Consider the following 22,620-nt stretch of genomic DNA (forward strand, 5'->3'; position numbering starts at 1 on the left):
AGATGAGCGATGATAGGAAGGGTTAGCAAGGCGCGATCGCATACAATCACCAGCATCTAGATATTGTGCAAGCAGCGTTACAGGAGTTAACGCGATCTTACTCCTCTTTCAGCCACTCTTCATAACCGCAAGAAAGTAAACGCTGTTTTACTTTGTCAATAGCATTAGACGGAGGCACATCTGTTGACCTCATCCCATAGACATCATTTAGAACAAGATAATAATCTTTTCCAGTGTAGTGAGCGATAACCTGTGCAAGACTGCGATGGCTCATTTCATCAGAAAGCATTGCCAAAAGCGGCAAGTAAGATTCCGAGTCTATTCCATCAGGAAAAGCACACTGAATTAACTTATAGGTATTTAATAAATAAGGCGCAATAGTAACTTGCATAATTAATTCCCTGTTAAAGAAAAAGGGGGATGGATATATACATTGAAATCTACACCTTGAGCTAGAGCCGACCTAACAGCGTTAACATCCGCCGTCATGGTTACAATGCCCAACTGGTCGCCAGTTCCTAAAATAATGATATCGTTTTCTTCCAACCTTCTTGTAGGTCGGAGGCTTAATGCTCTAGCCGAGGGATTGTCGGGAGTAATGGTCAGTATTTGTAGAAATCGGCTAGTTCTTGACTGTTCTAAGACACCACCACTACGCTGCACAATTCGAGTGAACTCATCAAATGCTGTCTGAGTTATCACCATTTGTTTTCCTTGTACATATTCTCGCAACTGATAACGGACAGGTGAACCTTCAGCAATGAACGCTAAGGCTGTGTTGGTGTCCAAGTTAACCATTTCAATCCCACACCCAAAACCATTTTGACTTTATACACTAAATTGATGAAGGCAAGGGGCATCGCATACAATCAACAACATCTAGCTATCGTGAAAGCAACGTTACAGCAGTTAGAGTAATTAAAAACCCCAACACAGCTTAGATAAAGCGTGTTGGGGTTTTTTAATTAATTCAAAACTCAATTAGTCTTGAAACTGACTCGCTATCTGGAAATTAAACAGCGGCAAAGTAAGTCTTGGACTTAACGGGGTCGGGAACCATCGTCTTGTCGCCTTCTTGCCAACCAGCGGGACACACTTCATCAGGGTGTGACTGCACGTACTGGAACGCCTTGAGGGTACGGAGGGTTTCATCGACGTTGCGACCAACTGCGAGGTTATTGATAGTCGCGTGTTGGATAATTCCTTCTTTGTCAATGATGAATAAGCCGCGCAGTGCTACTCCAGCTTCAGGATCGAGGACGTTGTAAGCAGCGCTGATGGTTTTCTTGATGTCAGAAACCAGAGGATAGTTCAGGTCGCCCACACCGCCTTGTTTGCGATCGCTTTGTATCCAGGCTAGGTGGGAGAATTCACTGTCAACGGATACGCCGAGGACTTCAGTGTTGAGGTTTTTGAATTCTTCATAGCGATCGCTAAAAGCGATGATCTCCGTGGGGCAAACAAATGTAAAGTCTAAGGGATAGAAGAATAAGACTACATATTTGCCACGATAGTCAGACAGTTTAATCGTCTTAAATTCCTGATCTGCCACAGCGGTTGCAGTAAAGTCAGGGGCAGCTTGTCCAACCCGAAGGCACCCTTCTGCGTGGTGAGTCATGAATCGATTCTCCTTGAATTATTTTGCTACTAAATGAGCTGGTTCAGGGGTAATCTAGTTTGGGTCTACCCTGGACGCAACGATTGTTTATTTACGATCTGTTACGAATATATCATACTCATAACGAGTTTGAGTAGGAATGGATAATTTGGATACGCGAGAGTGGCTGCTTTCCAACGGGTTAGGGAGTTTTGCCAGCAGTACGGTCTGTGATGCCCGGACTCGAACTTATCACGGTTGGTTGATTGCTGCCCTCGATCCGCCGAGTCAGAGGACTTTATTACTATCTCACCTGGATGCCAGTTTGGAAGTAGCAGGGCAGATTTTTGCACTTTCAACAAATTTCTGGACGGGTGGCAAAGTTGACCCTTTGGGGTATCAGTTGCTGCGTTCTTTTGAGATTGAGCCAATTCCCACCTGGGTTTGGAGTGAAAGCAACTGGCAGCTAGTCAGGCAGCTGGTGATGCCCTATGGAAGGATAAAGGAGGAAGAATCTGGCAACCGGATTTTGATTCAGTATCGCTATGAAGGCGACACTGCGGCGACGCTGAGGCTGCGACCCGTCATAGGCGATCGCAACTTTCACCACCAGCAATCAGCCGCATCCGAATTACACTTTTCCCAATTGGTGGGGCAACAGCAAATCTGCTTGCAAGCAATGCGTCCAGATTGGACTGGCACACCCTGGCATCTGCGCTGGAGTGCGGGAGACTATAAACAGGAAGGGGTTTGGTACTGGCATTATTACTATCCAGAGGAGAAGCAGCGCGGTTTAGCCGACACGGAAGACCTCTATAGCCCCGGATACTTGACGGTGCGGCTGCAACCGGGAGACGCGATCGCCCTAGAAGCAAAAGTCGGATTGCCCCACCCCGACCAACCAGACCTCAGTCCGCTAGACTTTCAGCAGGCGGTGCAGACACAGGAACAACGATTGTATCAGTGGCCAAGTTGTCAAGTTGAAACGTTGTTAGAATCTTCCAACCTGCCAACCCCAACCGACAAAGGACAATCTCCAATTTTTCAGCAACTGTTACGAGCAGGCGACCAGTTTATCGTTTACCGTGCATCTATTGCTGGCCCTACAGTGATTGCTGGCTACCACTGGTTTAATGACTGGGGACGCGATACGCTGATTGCTCTACCCGGATTGGCTTTAGCAACTGGGCGCTACGCTGTGGCGAAGGGACTGCTGGAAACTTTTGGGCGCTCTTGTCGCAATGGTTTGATTCCGAATGCGTTTCCGGATGCTGGGGCGCAGCCATTTTACAACAGCATTGATGCTGCGCTTTGGTGGATTGAAACGCTAGGACTTTACCTGGAAGCAACGCAGGATTGGGAATTCTTAGCGCAACAGTATCCCGTGGTGCGGCAGATTTACAAAGGTTTTATGGCTGGCACCGATTACAATATCCGCATTGATGCGGCGGATGGGCTAGTGACTTGGGATTTTCCAGGCGTGGCGCTTACGTGGATGGATGCGGTGATTGATGGTCAGCCGGTAACGCCTCGTTGTGGCAAACCTGTAGAAATAAATGCTCTGTGGTACTCTGCTTTGTGTTGGGCTAGCCGTTGGGCGCAACAGCTCTTAAGCGAACCGGGTGCTAATAGCAGGTGGCTGAGTAATCAGCGCGATCGCTATACCCGACAGGCGCAACAGGTGAAAGCATCGCTGCAAAAGTTCTGGAATCCAGGGCGGGGATACTTCTACGATAGGATTGCGCCGGATGATGTGCCTGACCCCAAGATTCGCCCAAATGCGGTTTTAGCTCTCTCCCTTTATCATTGCGGGTTTCCTGCCGCTCAAGGACGTTCGGTGTTAAAAGTAGCCTCGCGTAGGCTTTTAACACCCTATGGTCTTCGCAGCCTCGAAAGGGACGATCCGGAATATGTGGGTACTTATGCTGGCAATTCCCACTATCGCGATCGCGCTTATCATCAAGGCACAGTTTGGAGTTGGCTGATTGGCCCCTTTATCCGAGCTTGGAGCCGTTTCTACGATTCCGAACCCGTTCCCTTTGATTGCCAACCCATGCTGGAACACTTTCAGCAACAAGCTTGTTTGGGTTCTATTTCCGAAATTTTTGATGGCGATCCGCCTTATGCCGCTCAGGGTGCGATCGCCCAAGCTTGGTCAGTTGCCGAACTCATCCGCCACTATCAAGACTTAGGCAGACAAGGGAAAGGAGAATAATTCAGCTTTTATCCTTCCGTCTTTAGTAATGGCTCAGGTTGGATTTGAACCAACGACCGAGGGCTTATGAGTCCCTAGCTCTGCCACTGAGCTACTGAGCCGTGCTTTTCTACACCTTTGCAAGTATAGCATAAAAAAAAAGGCAAAAGATTTTTTCTTTTGCCTTTTTCCTTGAAAAGTAAAAAGTAATTTTTACTTTTTAGGTAGAAATGCCATCGGGTTGACAGCTCCCCGTCCAGAGGAATGCACCTCAAAGTGGAGGTGAGGGCCTGTACTGTGTCCGGTGCTGCCCATTTCCGAAATTTGCTGACCTTGATCAACCTGTTGCCCTTCTCGCACCAGAAGGCGGTTGTTGTGGGCATAGCGAGTCAGGCTGCCATCAGGGTGCTGAATGTCAACCAAGTTTCCGTAGCCACCAGAGTTCCAGCGTGCATAAACCACGACCCCAGGAGCAGCAGCAAAAATAGGTGTGCCAACCGGAGCAGCGATGTCAATCCCCTTGTGCATCCGTCCCCAGCGGCGACCATAGCCGGAGGTCAAGACACCCTTTGAAGGCCAGATGTATCCAGTGAATTGTGGGTTTTCTGGCAGGTAGGGATTTGGCCCTGGTAGAGGCGGTAATTCGGGAGAAACCTGCTGACCGAAGGGGGTTTGAAGTGTCGGATTATAGGTGTCTGCTCCTGATGGTGCCGCTGCTACCACTGGCTGCTGTCTTCTAGTAGTCCGTGGATTGGCGGGTGCAGGCACCTTGATTTGGATTGGAGCCTGCGATCGCTGCTGTTGCCGTCTTTGCATTTCTGCTTGTACGGCTTCGTTGTACCGATTGGGACTATACTCCGGATTGATTGGAGCGTTGTATTGAGAAGGCTTCACCGGATTAGCGGCTGGAGGAGCAACCTTTACGGTGACAGGAGCAGTCGGCACAGCGATGTTAGCTACGGGAGCGTTTGAGTTGCCCGCGCCACCGTTCTGCTGAGCGCGATACTGTTGACGTAGCTTGACAATTTCCCCCCGGAGTTTTTCAATCTGCGGGCTGTAGTCGGAGTCCTCTTGTTCGATTTGTTCGCTAGAAGACTGACTCACATCGTTGTCAGCAATCAGTGTGGTGCTGGGTAAGGGATTACTAGCAACTAGCACTGGTTTAACGACGGGTTGGTAAGCCTCACCTTGCGCTCGTATCTGTGTTGGTACGACTGGCACCGAGGTAGGCAAAGTGGGAACAGAAAGACTGGCTGTAGCAGACTCAGAGGCGAAGTCTTTTGTCTCTACAGATTGTCCAGGTACTGGTGTAAGACCTGGAATCACTGTCACACTCTGGGCTTGCGGGATTTTCAGCGGTTGATTGACCCGAATCACGTTCGGGTTGTCTAACTGATTTGCCCGGATCAGTTCTGATCTAGAAATGCCGTGAGTGCGAGCGATCGCATCAAGCGTATCTCCTGGTCTTACCTGGTAAAGCTTTGCTGGGGTTCCATCTGCCTCAACAACAGCTATCGGTGTTGGTGCTGCTATTGCAGTCTGAACTGGCAGGGGTTGGACTGCCAGGGGTTGGTTAATTGCTAAATTCGGTACTGGGTCACGCTGGGTTTCATTTACCCCAGGCAGTGGTAACGTTGGTGTTTCTATCGCCTCTTGTGTTTGGCTCGCGGGGATGTGGTTAATCACCCGATTCGGGACACTCAAAGAAGGTAGCGGCGCTACCACCGAATTTGGCACCTGGGTATCCGCTACTTCTACTTCAGCGGATTGAAGATTAATTGTTTGAGCTTGTTCAGTGACTTCTGGCTGCCCAGCAGATTCACTATTTAACTCCTGAGACTTCCACTCGGACAGACTGCTCTTTAAGCGGCTTTGCTGCTCTTTCAAGCGGTTCATTGCCGCGTCTTGTCTTGCTTTAAGTAGCTCATTTACATTGCCGGGAATCGTAACTGATTCACCGACCCGAAGCGTTCCCGCGTTGACTACCCCAGCTGATTGCTGCACCTGGGAAGAAGGAACCCCATAAGACTCAGATAGCTTTTCTACAGTATCGCCTGGCTTTATTTCGTGAACGATGCCGTTCACTGACGGAATTTTTACCACTTCTCCAGCTGGGAGGACAGAGCTGGATTTTATCTCGTTGGAAGTGGCGATCGCAGCAGGTTCTACCTGGTAGTTTTTTGACAACTGCCAAATCGTCTGCCCCTGCTGCACTTTGTGTTCAATCACGCGCGGGGCATTTTTCGATTCTGCTTGAGCTTCCGGCTCTACCTTTGGTGCTGGCGCAACTGCTTGAGCTTCCGGTTCTACCTTTGGTGCTGGCGCAACTGCTTGAGCTTCCCGCTCTACTGAAGAAGGCTCTGGTGCGACTGAGGAAGTTTCTGCTTCTCCAAAGGTGGAAACAGCAGCACTTTCCGCGGCTACGGTAGCATTTGTCGAACTTGGCTCTACGGCAACCGGGTCTGCTGCCATTGCTTCGTCGCCTTTTTGCGGCAACAAGAGGCTGGAGGCTCCCATCGAGATTGCCAATCCAATCATGGCGGCAGATGTGCGAGCGCGGCGGTTGACCTCTTGAGAAGTTGGCTTCAAAGAACCTGCATCTGAGTCCGGTTGCGTTCCTGCGGACAGCAATGCGTTCGCATCCTTGTCAGATGCACAGGAAGAGGAAGGAATCGATTTAATCTTGTGCGTGAATGGGCGTTTCAAACACGACCTCCTAACTTATGACGAGCGCTTAACTGTCCCTGAATGATTTTTTACCAGTCAATAGGACAAATCACATCGAAAAGTGATCTAAATCACTGCCAGTAATGATACTTAGGCAAGATTACCCTGATTTTTTGATTTAGACAAGTTTACACGACTGGGAACATAATTCAGTCATGAACAGCTCAGGCTTGACCTCTTCGGCTGAAGATTTAATCATTGCGTCAACCATGAGCCTTTTGTCAAGAGCTGGCAAGCTATAGGTCTGTTCATTACTCTGGCGTCGATGATATTGGAACATACTTGCTAGACTTGCTTTGCTCCGGAATACTTGCAGAACACTTTAGTTCTTGGCATCCTGCTGTTGGTTTATTACCAGATGAAACTTTAAGCTTATTTTGCCCAATACAACAACCGTGAAATTATGTAGATCGCTCAAACTAATGGCGTAGATTGCACTGACCCGGCAGCCCCAAAAATCTTTCTATAGGTTGAGGCACGGGGTTTTGGGCAACTGTACACTCCCAGCTATTGCATGAATAAAAGCTATCATCATCTGTCCTTCGTAGCTCCTATTACTAATAGAAATTTCTTATCAAAGCCATACCCATTTTGTAGCCTGCATAACTGAAGAATTGTAAATAAAATCTGCGTGAAAGAAAAGAGTCGTTGGTGATTAGTGATTAGTCGCTGGTCATCAGCTAATGACCAGTGACTAAAGATTACAGACATTTTTCATCCTTCTAGAATCCCTAGTTGGCGACGGGCTTCAAATAGACCAACTGCCGCACTTACAGACAGATTTAAGCTGCGAACGTGGGGCTGTGCCATAGGAATATAGACGGTGGCACTACAAAGGGCAAGAACTTCTGGGGGCAGCCCAGTAGTTTCACTGCCAAATAATAACCAGTCATCAGTCTGAAACTGGAACTTAATATAACTACAACTTCCAGAAACGCTAAAGCCAATCAAGCGCCCACCGTGGTTCTCTTGGAAAGCACGAAAGTCTTCTAAATGCTGGTGGTAGTGCAGATTTACATAAGGCCAGTAATCTAATCCGGCACGTTTTAGGTAGCGATCGCTGATTTCAAAACCCAGCGGCCCTACTAAATGCAATTCGGTTCCTGTGGCGGCGCAGGTACGGGCTATATTGCCAGTATTGGGCGGAATTTGCGGATGAACGAGGACAACAAAGGGCATGAGATGAAAGAACTCTCTGACTCAAACACCAACTGTATGCTGGCAATTCAAAATGTGCTTAATGACAAAGTGATATATACATATTTTTTATATGACCTCCGAATTTCAAATAGATTAAATATTCTGATCTCAACAAAAATCTCCGCCGCCGAAAAATTATCCAGCAAAAAGCCAAGAAAAAGCAAGGAAGGGTAGCTCAGGATCAAGGGATTAGGGATTGAGAATTGGGAATTGGATAAAAATCTTGCCCAACCCCCAGTCACCAGCCCCCAGTCCCCAATCCCTCAAATACTTCAGACGACTAAACCCTGGCACAATTTATCTTCTAGTTCTTGTTCTTGGTCAGCCAAACCTTGAATGGCGGCGACCATCACGCTGTGAGTATCTAGACCTTGCTCTTGTAAATTTAACCACTGCTCAGCAGCATTTCCTTCACGAAGAATTTTTTGTAGGGGTGAGAGGAAGCAACTAAAGCCCATTTGTTTAGCCATGTACCAAACTTCTTGATAAATTTCTTTAATCCAATCTCGTGCCAAAATCGGTCTACCGTCTTGCCAATGCCGCAGTTCGGCATCTAAACTGTGACGGGCAGCAGCATCTTCGTTGGCATCCGTGAGGGCAATCAAGTCTTCTGAGGACAATTGGCTCATTTGCAACGGGTCAAGGCTGGGATTATCAATCATCTGCAAAAGTCGAGCTTCTAACAAGGCTGTGACAGCCAGCAACGCAATCGGATCGGCAATTAAGTCACAGATCCTCAATTCGAGCCTGTTGAGGTCGTGGGGGCGCTCGTTACCATTTGGTCGCACAGATGACCAGAGGTGGCGGACATTTTGCATCGTCCCAGCTTTTAGCTGATCTTCTGTCCACTGGATAAAGTGGGCGTGGCTTTCAAATAAGGGGACGTGGGCGGGAGTTTTTGGGAAGAGTCCCCAGCGAGTCGAGTGATAACCAGTGGCTAACCCATCGAGAAACGGGGAGGAGGCGCTGAGAGCAAGGTACAGGGGTGCTTCTGTGCGGATGAGGCGAATTGCCCGCATCAGTAATTCTGGATCGCTGATGCCGATGTTGATATGAACGCTGGCTGTAACTACCTTGGTGCCGTAGGTGTTTTCAATATAGTCGTGGTAAGGGTTGTCGGGGTCAGAACGCCGGAAAACTTCGCTTCCTCCCAATGACAGCGTACTCCCCGGAATCAGTGTGTAATCTCCCTGGCGTTTTAAATAATCTCGTAGTTGCCGCCGAGGCCGCACCAAGGCACATAATAATTCGTCGTAACAATAAAGCGGTTCTGTGGTATATTCCACGTTGCGGCTATCTGGCTCCCGCACGAATCCATCTAGGTCTGCCACAATCCGGTCGGATAAACCCACAATGTCACCATTGGGGGTGCCAGTATACATTTCAATCTCGAAGCCTTTTGATAGAACCACGATTTTTCCTCAGCGATAGTTTGAGTAATTAGTTAGGGATACGGTTGCACTCACCGTTCAAAAGTGTATCGAAGAAGACGAAACAAATCCTCTGCTTCTAGTTTGGCATCACAGCCTATACTGGCGATAGACATTGCTGGCGGCTCGGTGTAGCAGGGAGTGGCGGTAAACTAGGGAATCAAGATCGTCGGCATAACCGCCGCCAATTACGCAAGCGACTGGAAAACCAGCAGCAACACAGGTACTCAAAACTTGCATCTCGCGGCGGAAAATCCCTGTATCGGTGAGGGCAAGTTTGCCTAAGCGATCGCCTGCATGAGGGTCAACACCTGCATCATACAATACTAAATTTGGCTTGACATCTGATAGCAAATCTGGTATATATTTTGCCAAAGTTTGCAGGTAAGCGTCGTCTTCCATCCCGACTGGCAGGGGAACGTCAAGATCGCTTTGTTGTTTGGTGCCGGGAAAGTTGACTTCGCAGTGCATTGAGAAGGTGAAAACACTGTTGTCATTTTGGAAGATATATGCTGTACCATCGCCTTGATGCACGTCTAAATCTAGGATGAGGATTTTACGGATAAGTCCCAGCTGTTGTAAGACGCGGGCGGATATGGCTAAATCGTTAAAAATACAGAAACCCGATCCGTAACTGGGAAAGGCGTGATGAGTTCCACCAGCAGTGTTGCAAGCTAAACCGTGAGTTAGTGCTAGTTTGGCTGTGAGAATTGTGCCGCCTACGGCAATGCAGGTACGATTTGCGAGTGCAGGACTCCACGGCAAGCCAATTCGCCTTTGTGCTTTGGCATCTAAGGTGCCTTGGCAGTATGCTTGGACATATTCCGGGGTGTGGACTAATTCTATCCACTCTTGGGGTGGGTGTTCGGGTATGTATATTTGCTCTTGTATGGCTACGCCATCAGCTAAAAGCATTTGGTAGAGTTTGCTGAATTTGGGCATGGGGAAGCGATGCCCTTCTGGGAGTGGTGCGACGTAATCGGGGTGGTAGACTATCGGCAAGTCCATTGAGTTTAAGAGTTTGAACCGCGAAGAAAGATGGGGACTAGGGACTGGGGACTGGGGACTGGGGACTGGGGACTGGGGACTGGGGACTGGGGACTAGGCAAGATTCTTATCCAATTCCCAATTCCCAATCCAAAATCGGATCAGCGGCGATAACGCAAGAGTTTCCACGTATAACCGCTAATTAGGCAGCCTAATCCAATGCTGAACAACATAACAATTATTAGATTAGCTAAGGGTAAAGCTATGTTTTGTTGGTTGTTTATTTGGTTGGGGTAAGGTTGAGTTATATCTTTGATTAGGGCTGAGGCAGCTGAGGCGGCGACTGAGGCTACTCCTACGCCGACACCAGTAGCGGCGACGATATTTTCTAGGTTGCGATCGCGTTTTGCCTGTTCTATCTCTACTATGCCTCTAATTGTGTTAATTACGTCTTCTAACACTCTCAATGCTGGGCTGAAGCTGTCAATATCTTGTTGGATTTGAAGTTGGTATTTTTGCTTTACTGTTTTGTTAAAATTTTCTAGAAAAAGCAAATCTGTTTCACCATATTTACTGGCTTTCTGAATTATATGGTCTAAATGCTCTTGGTAGTTCTTCTGGTTTGTCTCAATTGTATGCAACTGAATTTCTAGATGGTTTAAGTCTGAAGCATACTGAGACAAAATTTTTATATTTTCTCCTAAAATAACTTGCAATTTTTTCAAGGGTATCTGTTTGAGTATTTCTCCAGCTTGAAAAATATGGACAAAGCTATTTTGCAGCCCCTGTCTTAGTTTTTGCGACTCACAATAAGCCCAAATTATTTTATTACGATAGGAGAATAGCTTCATCCAGTCTTCGTAATATTTAGCCGCTTCACTTTCAGCCGCTACATCTGGATAGAATATAATAATAGCGTGGTGATTTTCTTCTATGTCCCAACTATGGGGAGGTTGCCAGATTTCAAAAACTGTTGCACCTAGAAAATTTCCCTTTTTTACTTTTTGCCATTTCCCAAACATCGCTGCTTGGTAAGCTTCCTGGGCAAGGATTTCTAGAGGCGTGTCAGAGTTACGAGGTAAAACCCCAGAAATTATCCAGGTTTTGCCAATATTACCTTGTTTATCAGCTGCGAGCTTTCTAAGAGTTGGGAAGCATTTAAACGATTGTAGATAATCTCGATCGTCGATTTGAGAATTAAACAAAAGCCCGTAATTATCGCTGAAGCGCACCGGATAATAAAAGCCTTTAACGGGATATCCATCGACGCGATCGCTAAAAGTATAAAAAGCTTCAGTTTCCCCTGCAAGAGTTAGTAATTCCAGGTAATCTGGATCGGTAAAAATTGCCTCCTCAGCAGAGGCGAGTATTCCTTGTAACTGTGGGGGGAAGTTATTCCAGAAGGCTTGCTGATTTTCTTCTATTTGCATAGGATTGTCTCCCAACCCGTTTCTGAGGTGGTAAACAAATAGATCCAGTTTGGGAAGAAATAACAAGTTCATCGGGAGAGTATACATATGCCAAAATACCTGGCGATTGAAATCGCGGCTATACAAACTTTCGTCCGCCTGCGCGGACTTAGAATTAATATATAGCGTCTGATGAAACCTGCGTGAGTAGGTTTTGTTTGTGTAGAGACGCTGTAGACAACGTCTCTACAAAGATTCTCCTAAAAAAGGTAATAGACGCTGAAGCCATTTTTTTTGACCTGTCGCTTTTTCTAATCTTTCTTTAGCCGCTTGTGGCATATTATCAGAATTGAAAGTGTATTGAGCAATATTTTTCAGTTGATCTGGGGGGATGGGTGCGCTAAGATTTCTTAGCGAGGTTGGAGGTGGTTTGGCACAATAAAGTTTGTTTAAGCAATCGCACCTAGAACCCCAGCATCCTATCGCTTATTTCCTCGCCCCCAGTACACCTCTGCATATTGTGCTTCCATTGGGATATTCTCTCTTTCCTCTGCGGTTCGTTTTAATCGCTTCTGGTCGGGTACTTGCAACCCGACGGCGGGAACCGCCAAACAAACGCCGAAATCATCTTATAAGCGATCGCTAAATCCTGCTTAGCATTACCACCACGGCATTTACCCAATTTTAGGCTGGGCGAATCAAGGAATAAGTGATCGCGCTTACCCAAACTTAGTCAGAGGATGCGATCGCTAGAACTAAAATATTGATGGTACGACGCGATACCCATATTACAAAAAGAAAACATCAGCGGCGAAATACTGGCATCTTCCCCCAGTAACATCTCGTTAACCATTTTGATAGCACTTGGCCGAAACCCGCGTAATTAGGGATTCTTTACATCTAAAACCTAATAATCAGCAATTGTATCAGCAGAATATAGTTTTTCTTTTGCCATGCAATGATATTCTTAAACTCTCGATTTACGAATGTCTAGTTGCATAATATTATCCTGTTTAAATTAATATTCCTTAATTTACCAAACGTGAGTTACAAATTCTTTGCGAGTGAGTTCGGGACGGGAACCTTCGGTTTAAACTGTAATAAAGAGAAGAGAAATCAGTAAGCAGTTATGCAACCAAAAATCGTCTGGCAACAAGGCAGCAACAACCCCGACAATGCTAATAACTTTGCTACCATCCGTGAATGGTGGGCAAGCCTCGCGGATAAAAAAATTGCTTGGAGACAGCGAATTATTCCCCAAAGCGGCGATGTCATCGAACTGGATTGGGAAACCCAACGCTTTGACGAAGTATTTCAGCTAAAAACACCTGAAATTCGCGGTATCACTCTCTATTGGCACAAAGCCGATGAAGATAGAGAACGCAGTACCACACCTCGAAAACTCGAATTAGATAACCAGCGTCAGCAAATCTATATCTATCCACAATCCCAAAAAGAACTTGTGATTAGGGTTGGAATACCAGAAATCATCTATCAAAAGATGGAATTGAAAAATCCCCAGATGCAAGTTACTGCTGCTGGTGAAAACCAAATCCTTACCTTACGCGATACTCAACAGCAGGTAGAAGTGAAAGTTACTCTAAGCCCAGAAAATCTTAACCAACTTAAGGCAAATATCTTAACCTTGTAGAGATGCGATCGCGTTTTTTAATTAATTAGGATTTACTCAAAATGATGCAATGGATTGTCCCCCTAGGATTAATTTTAGTCGGATTAATCTCTGGGGGGATTTTTGAGAAATTTTTCCTCGACAATCTGAAAAGATTTGCCGCTAAAACTCGATTGCCAGGAAACGATCTATTTTTTTATTCCCTGCGGGGCATAACTAAAATCTGGTTTATTATTGCCGGATTTTATGGTGCGGTTATTAGCCTTCAGCTAAATGGCATTATTTCCGACAAAATTTCTGATATCCTACAAAAGTTTCTGACTGTCCTATTTCTTTATTCAGTGACGATAGTCTTAGCTAGACTTGCGGCTGGCTTTGTTAATTTATTAGCTCAAAGAATCCAAGGAATTTCAGCATCATTACTTTCTAATTTAGCGAGGATTATCGTTTTTGTTTTCGGGATATTGACGATACTGCAAACTCTAAATATTTCTATTACACCAATTCTGGCTACTTTAGGAATCGGTGGTTTAGCTGTAGCTTTGGCGTTTCAGGATACTCTGTCAAATTTGTTTTCAGGTTTATATCTGATTATTTCCGGACAAGTGAGGACTGGCGATTATGTAAAAATTGAAACCGGGCAAGAAGGTTATATAGTAGATATCACTTGGCGAAATACAGTTATTAAAGAACTGCCTAACAATGTAGTTATTGTACCAAACAGCAAGCTGGCTTCGGCTATTTTTACTAACTATCATTTGCCAGCCAAAGAAATTACTTTGAACGTTCCGGTAGGTGTCAGTTACGATAGCGACTTGGAACACATTGAAAAAGTAACCATCGAGGTGGCTAAGGAGGTTATGCAAGAAATTGCGCCAGATATTACTGGATTTGAGCCATTTTTACTTTATCAAAACTTTGGAGATCATAGTATAAACTTTACGGTATTTCTCAGGGTAAATGAATTTTTGGATCAGCGAGTTGCTAAACATAAATTTATTAAAAGATTACATCGCCGCTACCAGCAAGAAGAAATAACAATTCCATTCCCTAGTAGAGAAATTTATATGAGGAACGGAGAATAATTAGATATAGCAATCCTCTTTCATTTGTAAAGTGTGGGACTATCAGGAGAGCCAGTCGCTCTCCTGACGAGAGCGCTAAAAACGAAAAAATTTTTCACAACTGGTTTAGAACTGCTATAGGCGTAATTAAACAACGCGATCGCATCCTACCGAACTGACATCAGGCGGCGATCACTTATTGCACTGGCTTGTGTTAACAGAGACAATTGAATCTGAACTACGATGGAACTATTCCATACAACGCAAGCTTTCATTGGAGACTGCCGTGAACCAGAACAGCACCAATACCTTTCAGTTCAAGCTTTCTGGCGTCGGCTCTTGGCTTACCCTTCTGCTGATTATTTGGTTGCTGGGGTCGATTGGGCTGGGCTGGTTAGTTAAGTCGTTTATGATTCTGATTGGGTTAATCCTCATCACGCCTGCGATCGCCTTCCTCGGTTTTCGCTGGTGGTTGCAGCGCAACTTAGTTGGTGACGAGTGTCCCGTCTGTAACTATGAATTCCGCGCTTTGAATCGAACTGAGTGTCGATGCCCCAACTGCAACGAACCACTCAAGATAGAACAGGGACATTTTAACCGCTTGACACCTCCCGGAACTATTGATGTCGAAGCGGTTGAGGTATTAGCTAAACAGCTAGAAGACTGAAAAAGCCAAAAGTTAATGGCTAATGGCTCTTGAACAATTAGCCATTAGCCATTAACTTTTGCCATGAGCTATTTACTTGTTTTGTTGCGTGATATATAAGGTATAAGGATGCTTGCCGCCAGTGCGATCGCCTACATAGACCGAGTAATTACCGCGCAGCCAAACTCCGGAAATTTCTGGATTGTCTCCAGAAGCTTTATCTGCCAACACGCAGAAGCGTCCTCCTGGTCCATCAATCAGCAACGTAGGCTCACCAGTGGTGCTTTGTACGCCCAGGCGCAAATAGTCGATTTTGTCTGCCGTTACCCTAACCACTTGATTCGGTGTCTGGGAAATATAACCGCAATTGCTGTTTTTTTGCCCGCCAGATGTACCGCTCATCTGAAGCGGATCGCGCTGCAATTTCGGCGTAATTTCTATCACTGGGGCATCACTACGAGCCACACCAGCACCCGCCAAAATCAAAGCCAAGGTCGCGGGAACAACCATCAACTGAGAAAGTGTCTTCATCATGTCATCCCCTTGCCTTTTTAAGGGCATTTATACTATCAGCTTCCTACATTAGAAGCTAAATGTGTTATGGATATGTTCCTATTTCTCAAGTGTCACTGTCTGGGGCTGGGGACTGGGGACTGGGTGCTGGGGACTGGGGACTGGGGACTGGGCAGGATTCTTTTTCAATTCCCAATTCCCAATTCCCAATCCAAAGAAACTGTTATTTTTTTTAGTCCTAGTGTTTTGGAAACAAACCTTGGTTAAGATCGCAAACATAAAGGCATAGCTAAGTGCCAATGTGCCTGTTTTGTAAGCGAGTATAAAAACCAAAGATGAATCCTCAAGAAAATCAAGACTTAGAGCGTAAAATTCAACAACTAGAAGCCGAAATCGAGCAAGTACCATCCTCGCCAACCGTGGAAACCGAGGCGGGACAACCTATCCAGATCACGACTAAGGAATATCCTACAGTCAAATCTCTGTTGAACAGAGTCACTAACTGGTTTAACGGGCTGCCTGGTGTTGGTAAAATATTGGCGATCGCAGTAGCGGCTGTAGTTGGTTTTGCCATCCTCAGAAGCGTTTTGTACCTGACTGCATCCTTGATCAGTCTGGGAATATTGGCAGGGATAGTGTACTTGGTGTACAAATTTTTCATTGCCCCCAAGTCCGCAGAATAAACCCTTAGAGGATGTCTCAAAAGTCATAATCGAGAGGCTTAGAGGGTGGAGATCCCCCTTGCATCCCCCTTAAAAAGAGGGAACTAAGACTTGATTCTCCCCCCCTTTTCTCTAGCGCAGCGGCGCTCTCTTCGCGGGGGCTGGGGGGGATCAAACTAACTTTTGACACTTCTGGGACATCCTCTTAGACTAGAGACGCTACGCTTCACCGTCTCTAGTCTTTAGTCAGCGCCGTTGTGGAATGCTTGCATGGCTACCCAAGTAAAAAAAGCCTCGAATCGGAAAAGCCCAGCGTGGCGAATACAGCTGCACCAATTGCCACTAGGTCTACGACGTGGCGCTGCTAGCATCGTGGAAATTTCTCTGGTTGTTGCTAGTGCCTTAGTTCCTTACAGCATCGGGCTTGTAGCCAAGTCGTGTACCGGAACGTGGCCTTGCACCGCTACGGAAACTGTTCCCCTAAACCCAGTGCTGGCGAATACCAAGGATGCGATCGCTCAAACTTTAGCGGTTCCCCGCCGAGATACAAACCAGCAAGTTCCCCCACTCACAAATTTGTTGTGGTGCGCGGCATTGGCGGCTCCTGTCCTCGTGGTAGGGCGGCAACTGTACTTATTGGGGAAAAAGGGTCAAACTTCCCCCAAGCGGTCTTTAGGCGTACAAGTGGTAACGGAGTCGGGCGACCCGCCGGGATTAATCCGCGCCGTGTGGCGGGAAGGCTTAGGTAGGTGGGGATTACCCTTTACGACGGCTTATCTAATCTGGCGCTACAGCGGCGCTTTTCCCGATTTAGGCATTTTGCTGGGGTTGGCGGCGTTGATGTGGTTGGGGGAGAATGCGATCGCACTTTTTGATCCAGAACGCCGCACCCTGCACGACAGAATCGCCGGAACCTTTGTTATCGATAGCGCGACTTTTACACCCTACCCAGAAGCTGACCGGGGAATACCTCTGCGATCCAAAAAGCCAGTCACGCTGGAGGTGCAAAGTAGTTGGAGTGAGGCAGACGACCAACGTCACGAAAAAGTCACCACCATCGTTTTATCTTCAGGTTCCAGAGGGCGCAAGCTACATCTGTGGTACTGGATGCGCCAGCACCCCGGCACGATGCTGCTGATTGCCGCCGTCTCCACCATGATTGCTATCCTGGGAACCTTTGTTGGCACTCAGATATATATTCAAAATCAGGCAAACTGGCGCGACGCTAAACAACAGAATAACAAGGTGTTTTTGGCGCTGGTGAATCAGTTGAGCCAAAGTTACCCCTACCAAATAGAGGAACGACGCAGTGCAATTTTAGCGCTGGCAAGGCTTGAGGATTCCCGTGCTGTTCCTTTCTTAGTAGATTTACTCGGTCAGGAAGTTGCTCCGAGGTTGATTGACACGACTCAGCAAGCTTTGGTGAGCGTGGGGCCGAAAGCTTTACCATACTTGCAACGCTTGAATCTGGCCTTGCAAAAAGACGAAGCGCTGCTGCGCGGTAGTGCATTAGAAGAACGACAGTTAATTGCAAGACGACTGGGAGCAACCAAAAGAGCGATCGCGAAAATTCTCAGCATCTATACTACTCAAATCCAGAATACTGACCTCAGCCGCACCAACCTCGATAAAGTAACCACAGAACCTGCCCCATTCACCCTAGTTCTGGACAAAACTGATTTATCGAGGATACAGTTCAAAGGGGCAAACCTCACAGGTGCCAGTTTACGCGGTAGCCGCTTCTTCGGTGCTGGTGAAGACGGGCGACTTGGCACATTTGATGATTGGATTGCCGACTTAAGCGGTGCTGACTTGAAAGAAGCTAACTTAACGGACGCTTTTTTAAGCCAAGTCCCCCTGAATCGCACCAACCTGATCCGCGCCACCCTAAACCGCGCAAATTTATCTAATGCTCAACTGGTGGGAGCAAACCTCAGCAGCGCCAAGCTGATAGAAGCAGATTTGCGTCAAGCCGTGTTAGAAAATGCCAGCCTGACAGGAGCAGATTTAGGTGATGCTAACCTTACCAAGTCAAATCTCTCTGGTGCGCGTCTGGGAAAGGTGAGAGCCGTCGGTACTAAGTTCGATTTTGCCCTACTTACTCAATCAAACTGGCAAGGAGCAGATATGACAGAGGCTCAATTGCGTAATGCAAATCTCCAAAATGCCGACCTCAGCTCAACTAAATTGACGAGAGCAAATTTAAGCGAGGCTCAGCTGCAAAATGCCAAGTTTCGCAACGCCAACCTCAGCGCCGCCGATTTGCGCGGCGCGAATTTAGAAGGGGCAGATTTTCAAGGGGCAACTTTTGCCGATGCAAAACCGCGCCAGCCAGATCAATTTATTCAAGAATTACCGCCAGCAGCGTCATCGGCTCGTGTCAAGGGCGTTGATTTTTCCAAAGTTAAGAATTTAGAAACTAAACAAATTCGCTTTATCTGCGATCAAGGTGGGCTGCATCCGAGGTGTGAGTAAGTAGCGGCGTTAGCGGAAGCGGTACAAAGCACACCATTGCGCCTTGGATCTTTTGGTGACTGCGATAAATTTTCTACCGCAATGCTGCTACAGTCATTAGACTTCTTGCATTTATAACTAAAGTCATCGTCACGATTCCTGGGTAAATATTTCAACCCGTTAAAAGGGGTTTAAACTTTAAGCCGGAAATTTATTTCCAGGGACATGAATCCAAGAAGTCTATTAGTCATTAACAACAAGCGAAAGGGTATGAAACTCCGGTTATTTACCCAAGTAGCAAAAACGCTTAAGTTAGTTAACGGTACAAAATGAAGCTAAGTTTCTGCATAATTGTGAAAAATGAAGAGGCATCATTACTTAGATGCCTCAGTAGTGTTAAAGATTTGGTAGATGAAATTGTAGTCTTAGACACTGGTTCTACTGACAAAACAGTGGAAATTGCCAAAAGTTTCGGGGCGAAAGTTTACTATTTTGAATGGTGTAATGATTTCGCGGCGGCGCGGAATGAGGCGCTGAAATATGTGCAGGGTGATTGGGTTTTGGTTTTGGATGCGGATGAGGTGCTGACTCCGGAAATTGTACCGCAGATAAAGCAGACAATTGAAAGCGATCGCTACCTCGTTATCAATCTTATCCGCCAAGAAGTCGGCGCGTCGCAATCCCCTTATTCTCTAGTTTCGCGTCTATTTCGCAATCACCCAGATATGCGCTTTTCCCGTCCTTATCATGCAATGGTCGATGATAGCGTTAGCGAATTGTTGCAACGAGAACCAAATTGGCAGATTGTCACTTTGCCAGATGTGGCGATTTTGCACTATGGCTATCAACCGGAAGCGATCGCATCTTTAAATAAATATGCCAGAGCGCAAGCGGCAATGGAAGGCTTTTTGGCAACTCATCCTAACGATCCTTACGATTGCAGCAAACTGGGGGCGCTATACGTCCAAACTGGCGAAACGAGTAAGGGAATTGAACTTCTAGAACAAGGTTTGAAATCAACTGATATTGATGCTTCTGTTTTGTACGAGTTACACTACCATCTAGGCAATGCTTACACCCGTCTTGACAACCCTACTCAGGCGGCAAAACATTATCAAACGGCAATTAAACAGCCAATTTTGCCAAAGTTGAAACTCGGTGCTTATAACAATTTGGGTAATTTGTTGATGGCTGCGGGGGATTTTGCCAACGCTGAAAAAGCTTACCAAACTGTTTTGAAAATCGATTCTAAATTGGCTTTAGGTTACTACAATTTAGGGATGAGTTTGAAGGCGATGGGAAGATTGCGGGATGCGATCGCATCTTACCAGCACGCCACAAAACTCCATCCAGAATATGCAGAAGCCTACCAAAATCTGGGAGTAGCGCTGCTGAAAATTGGTAATGTAATCGAGAGTGTAGAGGCATTTCGCCAAGCGATCTCGTTGCACCAGCAACACAACCCAGAAGAAGCAAACAGGCTACGCCAAGGACTGCTGGAAATGGGTTTTAAGGTTGGGTAATTAAAAGGCAAAAGGAAAAAATAAATAATTATTTTTTCTCGTTCCAACCAGCTAATGCCTCATGGGTTAGCAAAATAGGCAATGCCAACTAATTAACCCGAAATCAGGTTGTTTTACTCCTGCTTTTTTGGCAGCTTCTAAACTTGTAGCGTCCAGTTCTACCATGTTGGCAACTAGCGGCGTTGCCAAGAAAAGTTTATCAATTCCTGTAAAGGCGGATTGAACTGTTTCTGGCTTGTTCAGGTCAAACTCTACAACTTCTACTCCACTTAACTTTTCTGCTTTGCTGGTTGAACGTAAAGCAGCCCGAACATTTGCGCCAATTTCTGCCAGCTTTTTGACGACTTGACTGCCAACGGTTCCGGTGGCACCAGTTACTAAAATTGTGTCATTCATTATTTATTACTCACATACAAAAAGGTAGGTATTGCCCACTTTTTAAATCCTGTAACTATTGATTCGAGCTGAAATATTTCTACGCAAATATTGCTCACTCTACTGAGGACTTATAAATTGGGGAGAAATTGGGCAAGCTGCTTTTCGACAGCCTTGCGATCGCTACTCAGTTGAGCAATCGTATATGTCGCTTCCTCCCCAGGATAGACATCCTCCACCCCATCAATGACTGCCTGCAAGGCCGCCTGAGCCACTTCAGCCGGGGGTGTCTTCGGTCTGTCATAGTCTTTGCTGAAATCGGTGTCAACCGTTCCTGGCATCACTGCGACAACTAGAGTTCCCTGCGCCACCAATTCAGCCCGTACTCCCTGCGTCATCGACAATGCAGCCGCCTTTGAGGCGCTGTAGCTTCCACGGGCAGGAAGATTTACTAAAGCCAGCGAGGATAATATATTAGCGATCGCTCCGCCGCCATTGTTTTTGAGGATGGGAGCAAAAGCGCGGCACATTTTCAGCGTGCCGAAATAATTAACTTCCATCTCAGTTTTGGCGTCAGACAAATCCGGCGCAGCGATCAAACCTGCATCAAACCCTATACCAGCATTGTTGATTAACAGAGTGACATCGCCGCAATTGGCAGCAGCATCGTTGACGGATTTATCATCGGTGATGTCGAGTTGGATGGGAATAATCCGTTCCGGGTCAGTAGAGACTATCTCTGCAACTGAATCAGCTTTACGCGCACAGGCATAAATTTTTGCTGCCCCCGCTGTTTGTAATGCCTCAACAAACTGCCTGCCAATTCCCCGATTTGCACCTGTCACCAGCGCAACTGCACCTTCAATTTGCATTTGTTCACTCCCTTAATTTATTAACTCAAATACCAGTGCCTAAACTTATCCGTACATTGGTGTAAAATGCACGCAAGCTATTTAATTCATTCCCCTATAGGTATGATTACAATAGTACAAATCTTTTAACAAGTAGGTACTAAAAAGTGCTGTACTTACCAAATAGTGCCTAAATTTCCCGAACCCGACATTTTCAATGCCAATTGCCCCACGCAGCAAGTATTAGACACGATTGCTAACAAGTGGAGTGTTATTGTTGTTTATTCCCTTTCTTTTGGCACCAAGCGCCACAGCGAACTTCAGCGACAGATTAACGGTGTGTCGCAAAAAATGTTGACGCAAACGCTACGCAACTTAGAGCGTGACGGGCTAGTTGTGCGAAAAGTTTACCCGGTTGTCCCGCCTAAAGTTGAGTATTCTTTAACACCTTTGGGAGAGACGCTGATAGAACCATTAGGAACTATCTGCAAGTGGGCTGAAACCCACATAGATGAGATGCAGGCAGCGCGGGAGCGTTACGACAATACAGTGGAGCATTAGACTTTTTATTCTGGTTCTCAGTGCCATGTATGGCACTGAGAACCAGAAAATTTTTTAGGACTTATGATAGCAGCTATCAAATTATTCCTTAGTCTCAGTAATAGCCTTAATTTGAACACTCAGCTGCTCACGCCTAACCTTAAACCTAGCAAGCTGACCCTGAAATGTAGTTAACTGAGTCTTAAGCTCGTCAAACCGCTCGTTAAACTTATTAGCCTCAGAGCTAAACCGACTACGATCAGCAAGAGTCGGCTTTGGTATGCACCCTAGCTCCCATGATTCGACTGGAGAGATATAGATAGCACTTAGCAGCTGGGCTAAAGATTCCCTGATAGGCTTTTGGGTTATCACAATTTCTTTAGCTAATTCCTTAGCTTCATCAAGCGTTAACCGCTCTGCCATAAGCGCGGTACATAAATCGTGGTTTGTATTACTTAACTCTTGCTGTATTTCTTGCAGTTGTTGACTCTGGTAACTAAGCTCTAGTTTTAAAGTGTCAACCTGCTCCCGCAAAAGCTGATTCTCATCCTGACTATTCAATTCGCTAAACCCTATAGAAGGATCAGTAGATGCTTTATCTTCTGCCAGTTGACGCTCTGGTTGATATTTCTGCATGGCACGTATTGCCTCTATAACTGGAAAAATTCACCACCCTGTCTTGACAAAAATTAACTTCCTTACTGCTTCATTTATACTAAAAATTATTAAAATAGTCGTCTATCTTAAGTTCTTATAACAATTCCTAAGATAGACGTTTGGATGCACTATAAAAGCAGGAATTGGGAATTGGGAAAAAG

General features: G+C 46.1%; 21 protein-coding genes and 1 tRNA gene. 9 read left to right on the forward strand and 13 right to left on the reverse strand.

Features of this window, described 5'->3' with window-relative positions:
• Nucleotides 1-97 precede the first annotated feature (97 nt).
• The 3 genes from H6F66_RS09500 to H6F66_RS09510 form a co-directional block, all read right to left on the reverse strand.
• Nucleotides 98-391: a DUF3349 domain-containing protein gene (locus H6F66_RS09500; protein ID WP_190420539.1), complete on the reverse strand. Its 294-nt coding sequence runs from the start codon at nucleotides 389-391 to the stop codon at nucleotides 98-100.
• 2 nt (nucleotides 392-393) lie between these two features.
• The gene (locus tag H6F66_RS09505) at nucleotides 394-798 is read right to left on the reverse strand and encodes a DUF1308 domain-containing protein (protein WP_190420540.1); all 405 of its coding nucleotides are present in this window, start codon (nucleotides 796-798) and stop codon (nucleotides 394-396) included.
• A gap of 214 nt (nucleotides 799-1,012) precedes the next feature.
• The gene (locus H6F66_RS09510; RefSeq protein ID WP_190420541.1) at nucleotides 1,013-1,618 is read right to left on the reverse strand and encodes a peroxiredoxin; all 606 of its coding nucleotides are present in this window, start codon (nucleotides 1,616-1,618) and stop codon (nucleotides 1,013-1,015) included.
• Nucleotides 1,619-1,757: 139 nt separating this feature from the next.
• Here H6F66_RS09510 and H6F66_RS09515 point away from each other — a divergent pair, with 139 nt between their 5' ends.
• On the forward strand, nucleotides 1,758-3,812 hold the full coding sequence (locus tag H6F66_RS09515; RefSeq protein WP_190420543.1) for an amylo-alpha-1,6-glucosidase: 2,055 nt from the start codon (nucleotides 1,758-1,760) through the stop codon (nucleotides 3,810-3,812).
• Nucleotides 3,813-3,841: 29 nt separating this feature from the next.
• On the opposite strand, the gene H6F66_RS09520 is transcribed toward H6F66_RS09515, so the two are convergent.
• The 6 genes from H6F66_RS09520 to H6F66_RS09545 form a co-directional block, all read right to left on the reverse strand.
• Nucleotides 3,842-3,913: transfer RNA gene (locus H6F66_RS09520), tRNA-Met, on the reverse strand.
• Between the two features lie 91 nt (nucleotides 3,914-4,004).
• On the reverse strand, nucleotides 4,005-6,497 hold the full coding sequence (locus H6F66_RS29280; RefSeq protein WP_190420545.1) for a peptidoglycan DD-metalloendopeptidase family protein: 2,493 nt from the start codon (nucleotides 6,495-6,497) through the stop codon (nucleotides 4,005-4,007).
• Between the two features lie 735 nt (nucleotides 6,498-7,232).
• A complete protein-coding gene (locus tag H6F66_RS09530) occupies nucleotides 7,233-7,697 on the reverse strand; it encodes a tRNA (cytidine(34)-2'-O)-methyltransferase (RefSeq protein WP_190420547.1) in 465 nt (154 codons plus the stop codon).
• A 293-nt stretch (nucleotides 7,698-7,990) separates the two neighbouring features.
• A complete protein-coding gene (gene gshA / locus H6F66_RS09535; protein WP_190420549.1) occupies nucleotides 7,991-9,130 on the reverse strand; it encodes a glutamate--cysteine ligase in 1,140 nt (379 codons plus the stop codon).
• Nucleotides 9,131-9,238: 108 nt separating this feature from the next.
• Complete coding sequence (locus H6F66_RS09540) at nucleotides 9,239-10,156, reverse strand: histone deacetylase (protein ID WP_190420551.1); 918 nt, start codon at nucleotides 10,154-10,156, stop codon at nucleotides 9,239-9,241.
• A gap of 140 nt (nucleotides 10,157-10,296) precedes the next feature.
• Nucleotides 10,297-11,565 carry a hypothetical protein gene (locus H6F66_RS09545; protein ID WP_190420553.1) on the reverse strand — a complete coding sequence of 423 codons (1,269 nt, stop codon included), beginning with the start codon at nucleotides 11,563-11,565 and terminating at the stop codon, nucleotides 10,297-10,299.
• A 1,108-nt stretch (nucleotides 11,566-12,673) separates the two neighbouring features.
• Between H6F66_RS09545 and H6F66_RS09550 the strand changes: the two genes are divergently transcribed.
• The 3 genes from H6F66_RS09550 (at nucleotide 12,674) to H6F66_RS09560 (ending at nucleotide 14,905) form a co-directional block, all read left to right on the forward strand.
• The gene (locus H6F66_RS09550; RefSeq protein ID WP_190420555.1) at nucleotides 12,674-13,195 is read left to right on the forward strand and encodes a hypothetical protein; all 522 of its coding nucleotides are present in this window, start codon (nucleotides 12,674-12,676) and stop codon (nucleotides 13,193-13,195) included.
• 41 nt (nucleotides 13,196-13,236) lie between these two features.
• Complete coding sequence (locus H6F66_RS09555; protein WP_190420557.1) at nucleotides 13,237-14,259, forward strand: mechanosensitive ion channel family protein; 1,023 nt, start codon at nucleotides 13,237-13,239, stop codon at nucleotides 14,257-14,259.
• Nucleotides 14,260-14,524: 265 nt separating this feature from the next.
• Nucleotides 14,525-14,905, forward strand: a complete 381-nt coding sequence (locus H6F66_RS09560; protein ID WP_190420559.1) for a DUF2614 family zinc ribbon-containing protein — start codon at nucleotides 14,525-14,527, stop codon at nucleotides 14,903-14,905.
• A gap of 72 nt (nucleotides 14,906-14,977) precedes the next feature.
• Here H6F66_RS09560 and H6F66_RS09565 read toward each other — a convergent pair whose 3' ends face one another.
• Nucleotides 14,978-15,418, reverse strand: coding sequence for a hypothetical protein (locus tag H6F66_RS09565; RefSeq protein ID WP_206755778.1), 441 nt, complete (start codon nucleotides 15,416-15,418; stop codon nucleotides 14,978-14,980).
• Nucleotides 15,419-15,484: 66 nt separating this feature from the next.
• On the opposite strand from H6F66_RS09565, the gene H6F66_RS09570 reads away from it, so the two are divergent.
• The 4 genes from H6F66_RS09570 to H6F66_RS09585 all read left to right on the forward strand — a co-directional run bounded on the left by H6F66_RS09570 (nucleotide 15,485) and on the right by H6F66_RS09585 (nucleotide 20,036).
• Nucleotides 15,485-15,664 (forward strand): hypothetical protein, encoded by a 180-nt coding sequence (locus H6F66_RS09570; RefSeq protein ID WP_190420561.1) that lies wholly within the window; start codon nucleotides 15,485-15,487, stop codon nucleotides 15,662-15,664.
• 68 nt (nucleotides 15,665-15,732) lie between these two features.
• Entirely contained in the window at nucleotides 15,733-16,080 is a 348-nt protein-coding gene (locus H6F66_RS09575) for a hypothetical protein (RefSeq protein WP_190420563.1), read from the forward strand.
• Nucleotides 16,081-16,329: 249 nt separating this feature from the next.
• Nucleotides 16,330-18,534, forward strand: coding sequence for a pentapeptide repeat-containing protein (locus tag H6F66_RS09580; RefSeq protein ID WP_190420564.1), 2,205 nt, complete (start codon nucleotides 16,330-16,332; stop codon nucleotides 18,532-18,534).
• A gap of 308 nt (nucleotides 18,535-18,842) precedes the next feature.
• Nucleotides 18,843-20,036: a glycosyltransferase gene (locus H6F66_RS09585; protein ID WP_190420566.1), complete on the forward strand. Its 1,194-nt coding sequence runs from the start codon at nucleotides 18,843-18,845 to the stop codon at nucleotides 20,034-20,036.
• 66 nt (nucleotides 20,037-20,102) lie between these two features.
• Here the strand turns inward: H6F66_RS09585 and H6F66_RS09590 are convergent, their stop codons facing one another.
• Nucleotides 20,103-20,432, reverse strand: coding sequence for an SDR family NAD(P)-dependent oxidoreductase (locus H6F66_RS09590; protein ID WP_190420568.1), 330 nt, complete (start codon nucleotides 20,430-20,432; stop codon nucleotides 20,103-20,105).
• Between the two features lie 110 nt (nucleotides 20,433-20,542).
• Nucleotides 20,543-21,283 (reverse strand): SDR family oxidoreductase, encoded by a 741-nt coding sequence (locus H6F66_RS09595; protein ID WP_190420570.1) that lies wholly within the window; start codon nucleotides 21,281-21,283, stop codon nucleotides 20,543-20,545.
• Nucleotides 21,284-21,445: 162 nt separating this feature from the next.
• On the opposite strand from H6F66_RS09595, the gene H6F66_RS09600 reads away from it, so the two are divergent.
• Complete coding sequence (locus H6F66_RS09600; RefSeq protein ID WP_190420661.1) at nucleotides 21,446-21,823, forward strand: winged helix-turn-helix transcriptional regulator; 378 nt, start codon at nucleotides 21,446-21,448, stop codon at nucleotides 21,821-21,823.
• 81 nt (nucleotides 21,824-21,904) lie between these two features.
• Here H6F66_RS09600 and H6F66_RS09605 read toward each other — a convergent pair whose 3' ends face one another.
• The gene (locus H6F66_RS09605) at nucleotides 21,905-22,438 is read right to left on the reverse strand and encodes a hypothetical protein (protein WP_190420572.1); all 534 of its coding nucleotides are present in this window, start codon (nucleotides 22,436-22,438) and stop codon (nucleotides 21,905-21,907) included.
• Nucleotides 22,439-22,620 lie beyond the last annotated feature (182 nt).

Source organism: Trichocoleus sp. FACHB-6 (assembly GCF_014695815.1).
Taxonomy (GTDB): Bacteria; Cyanobacteriota; Cyanobacteriia; order Cyanobacteriales; family FACHB-T130; genus Funiculus; species Funiculus sociatus.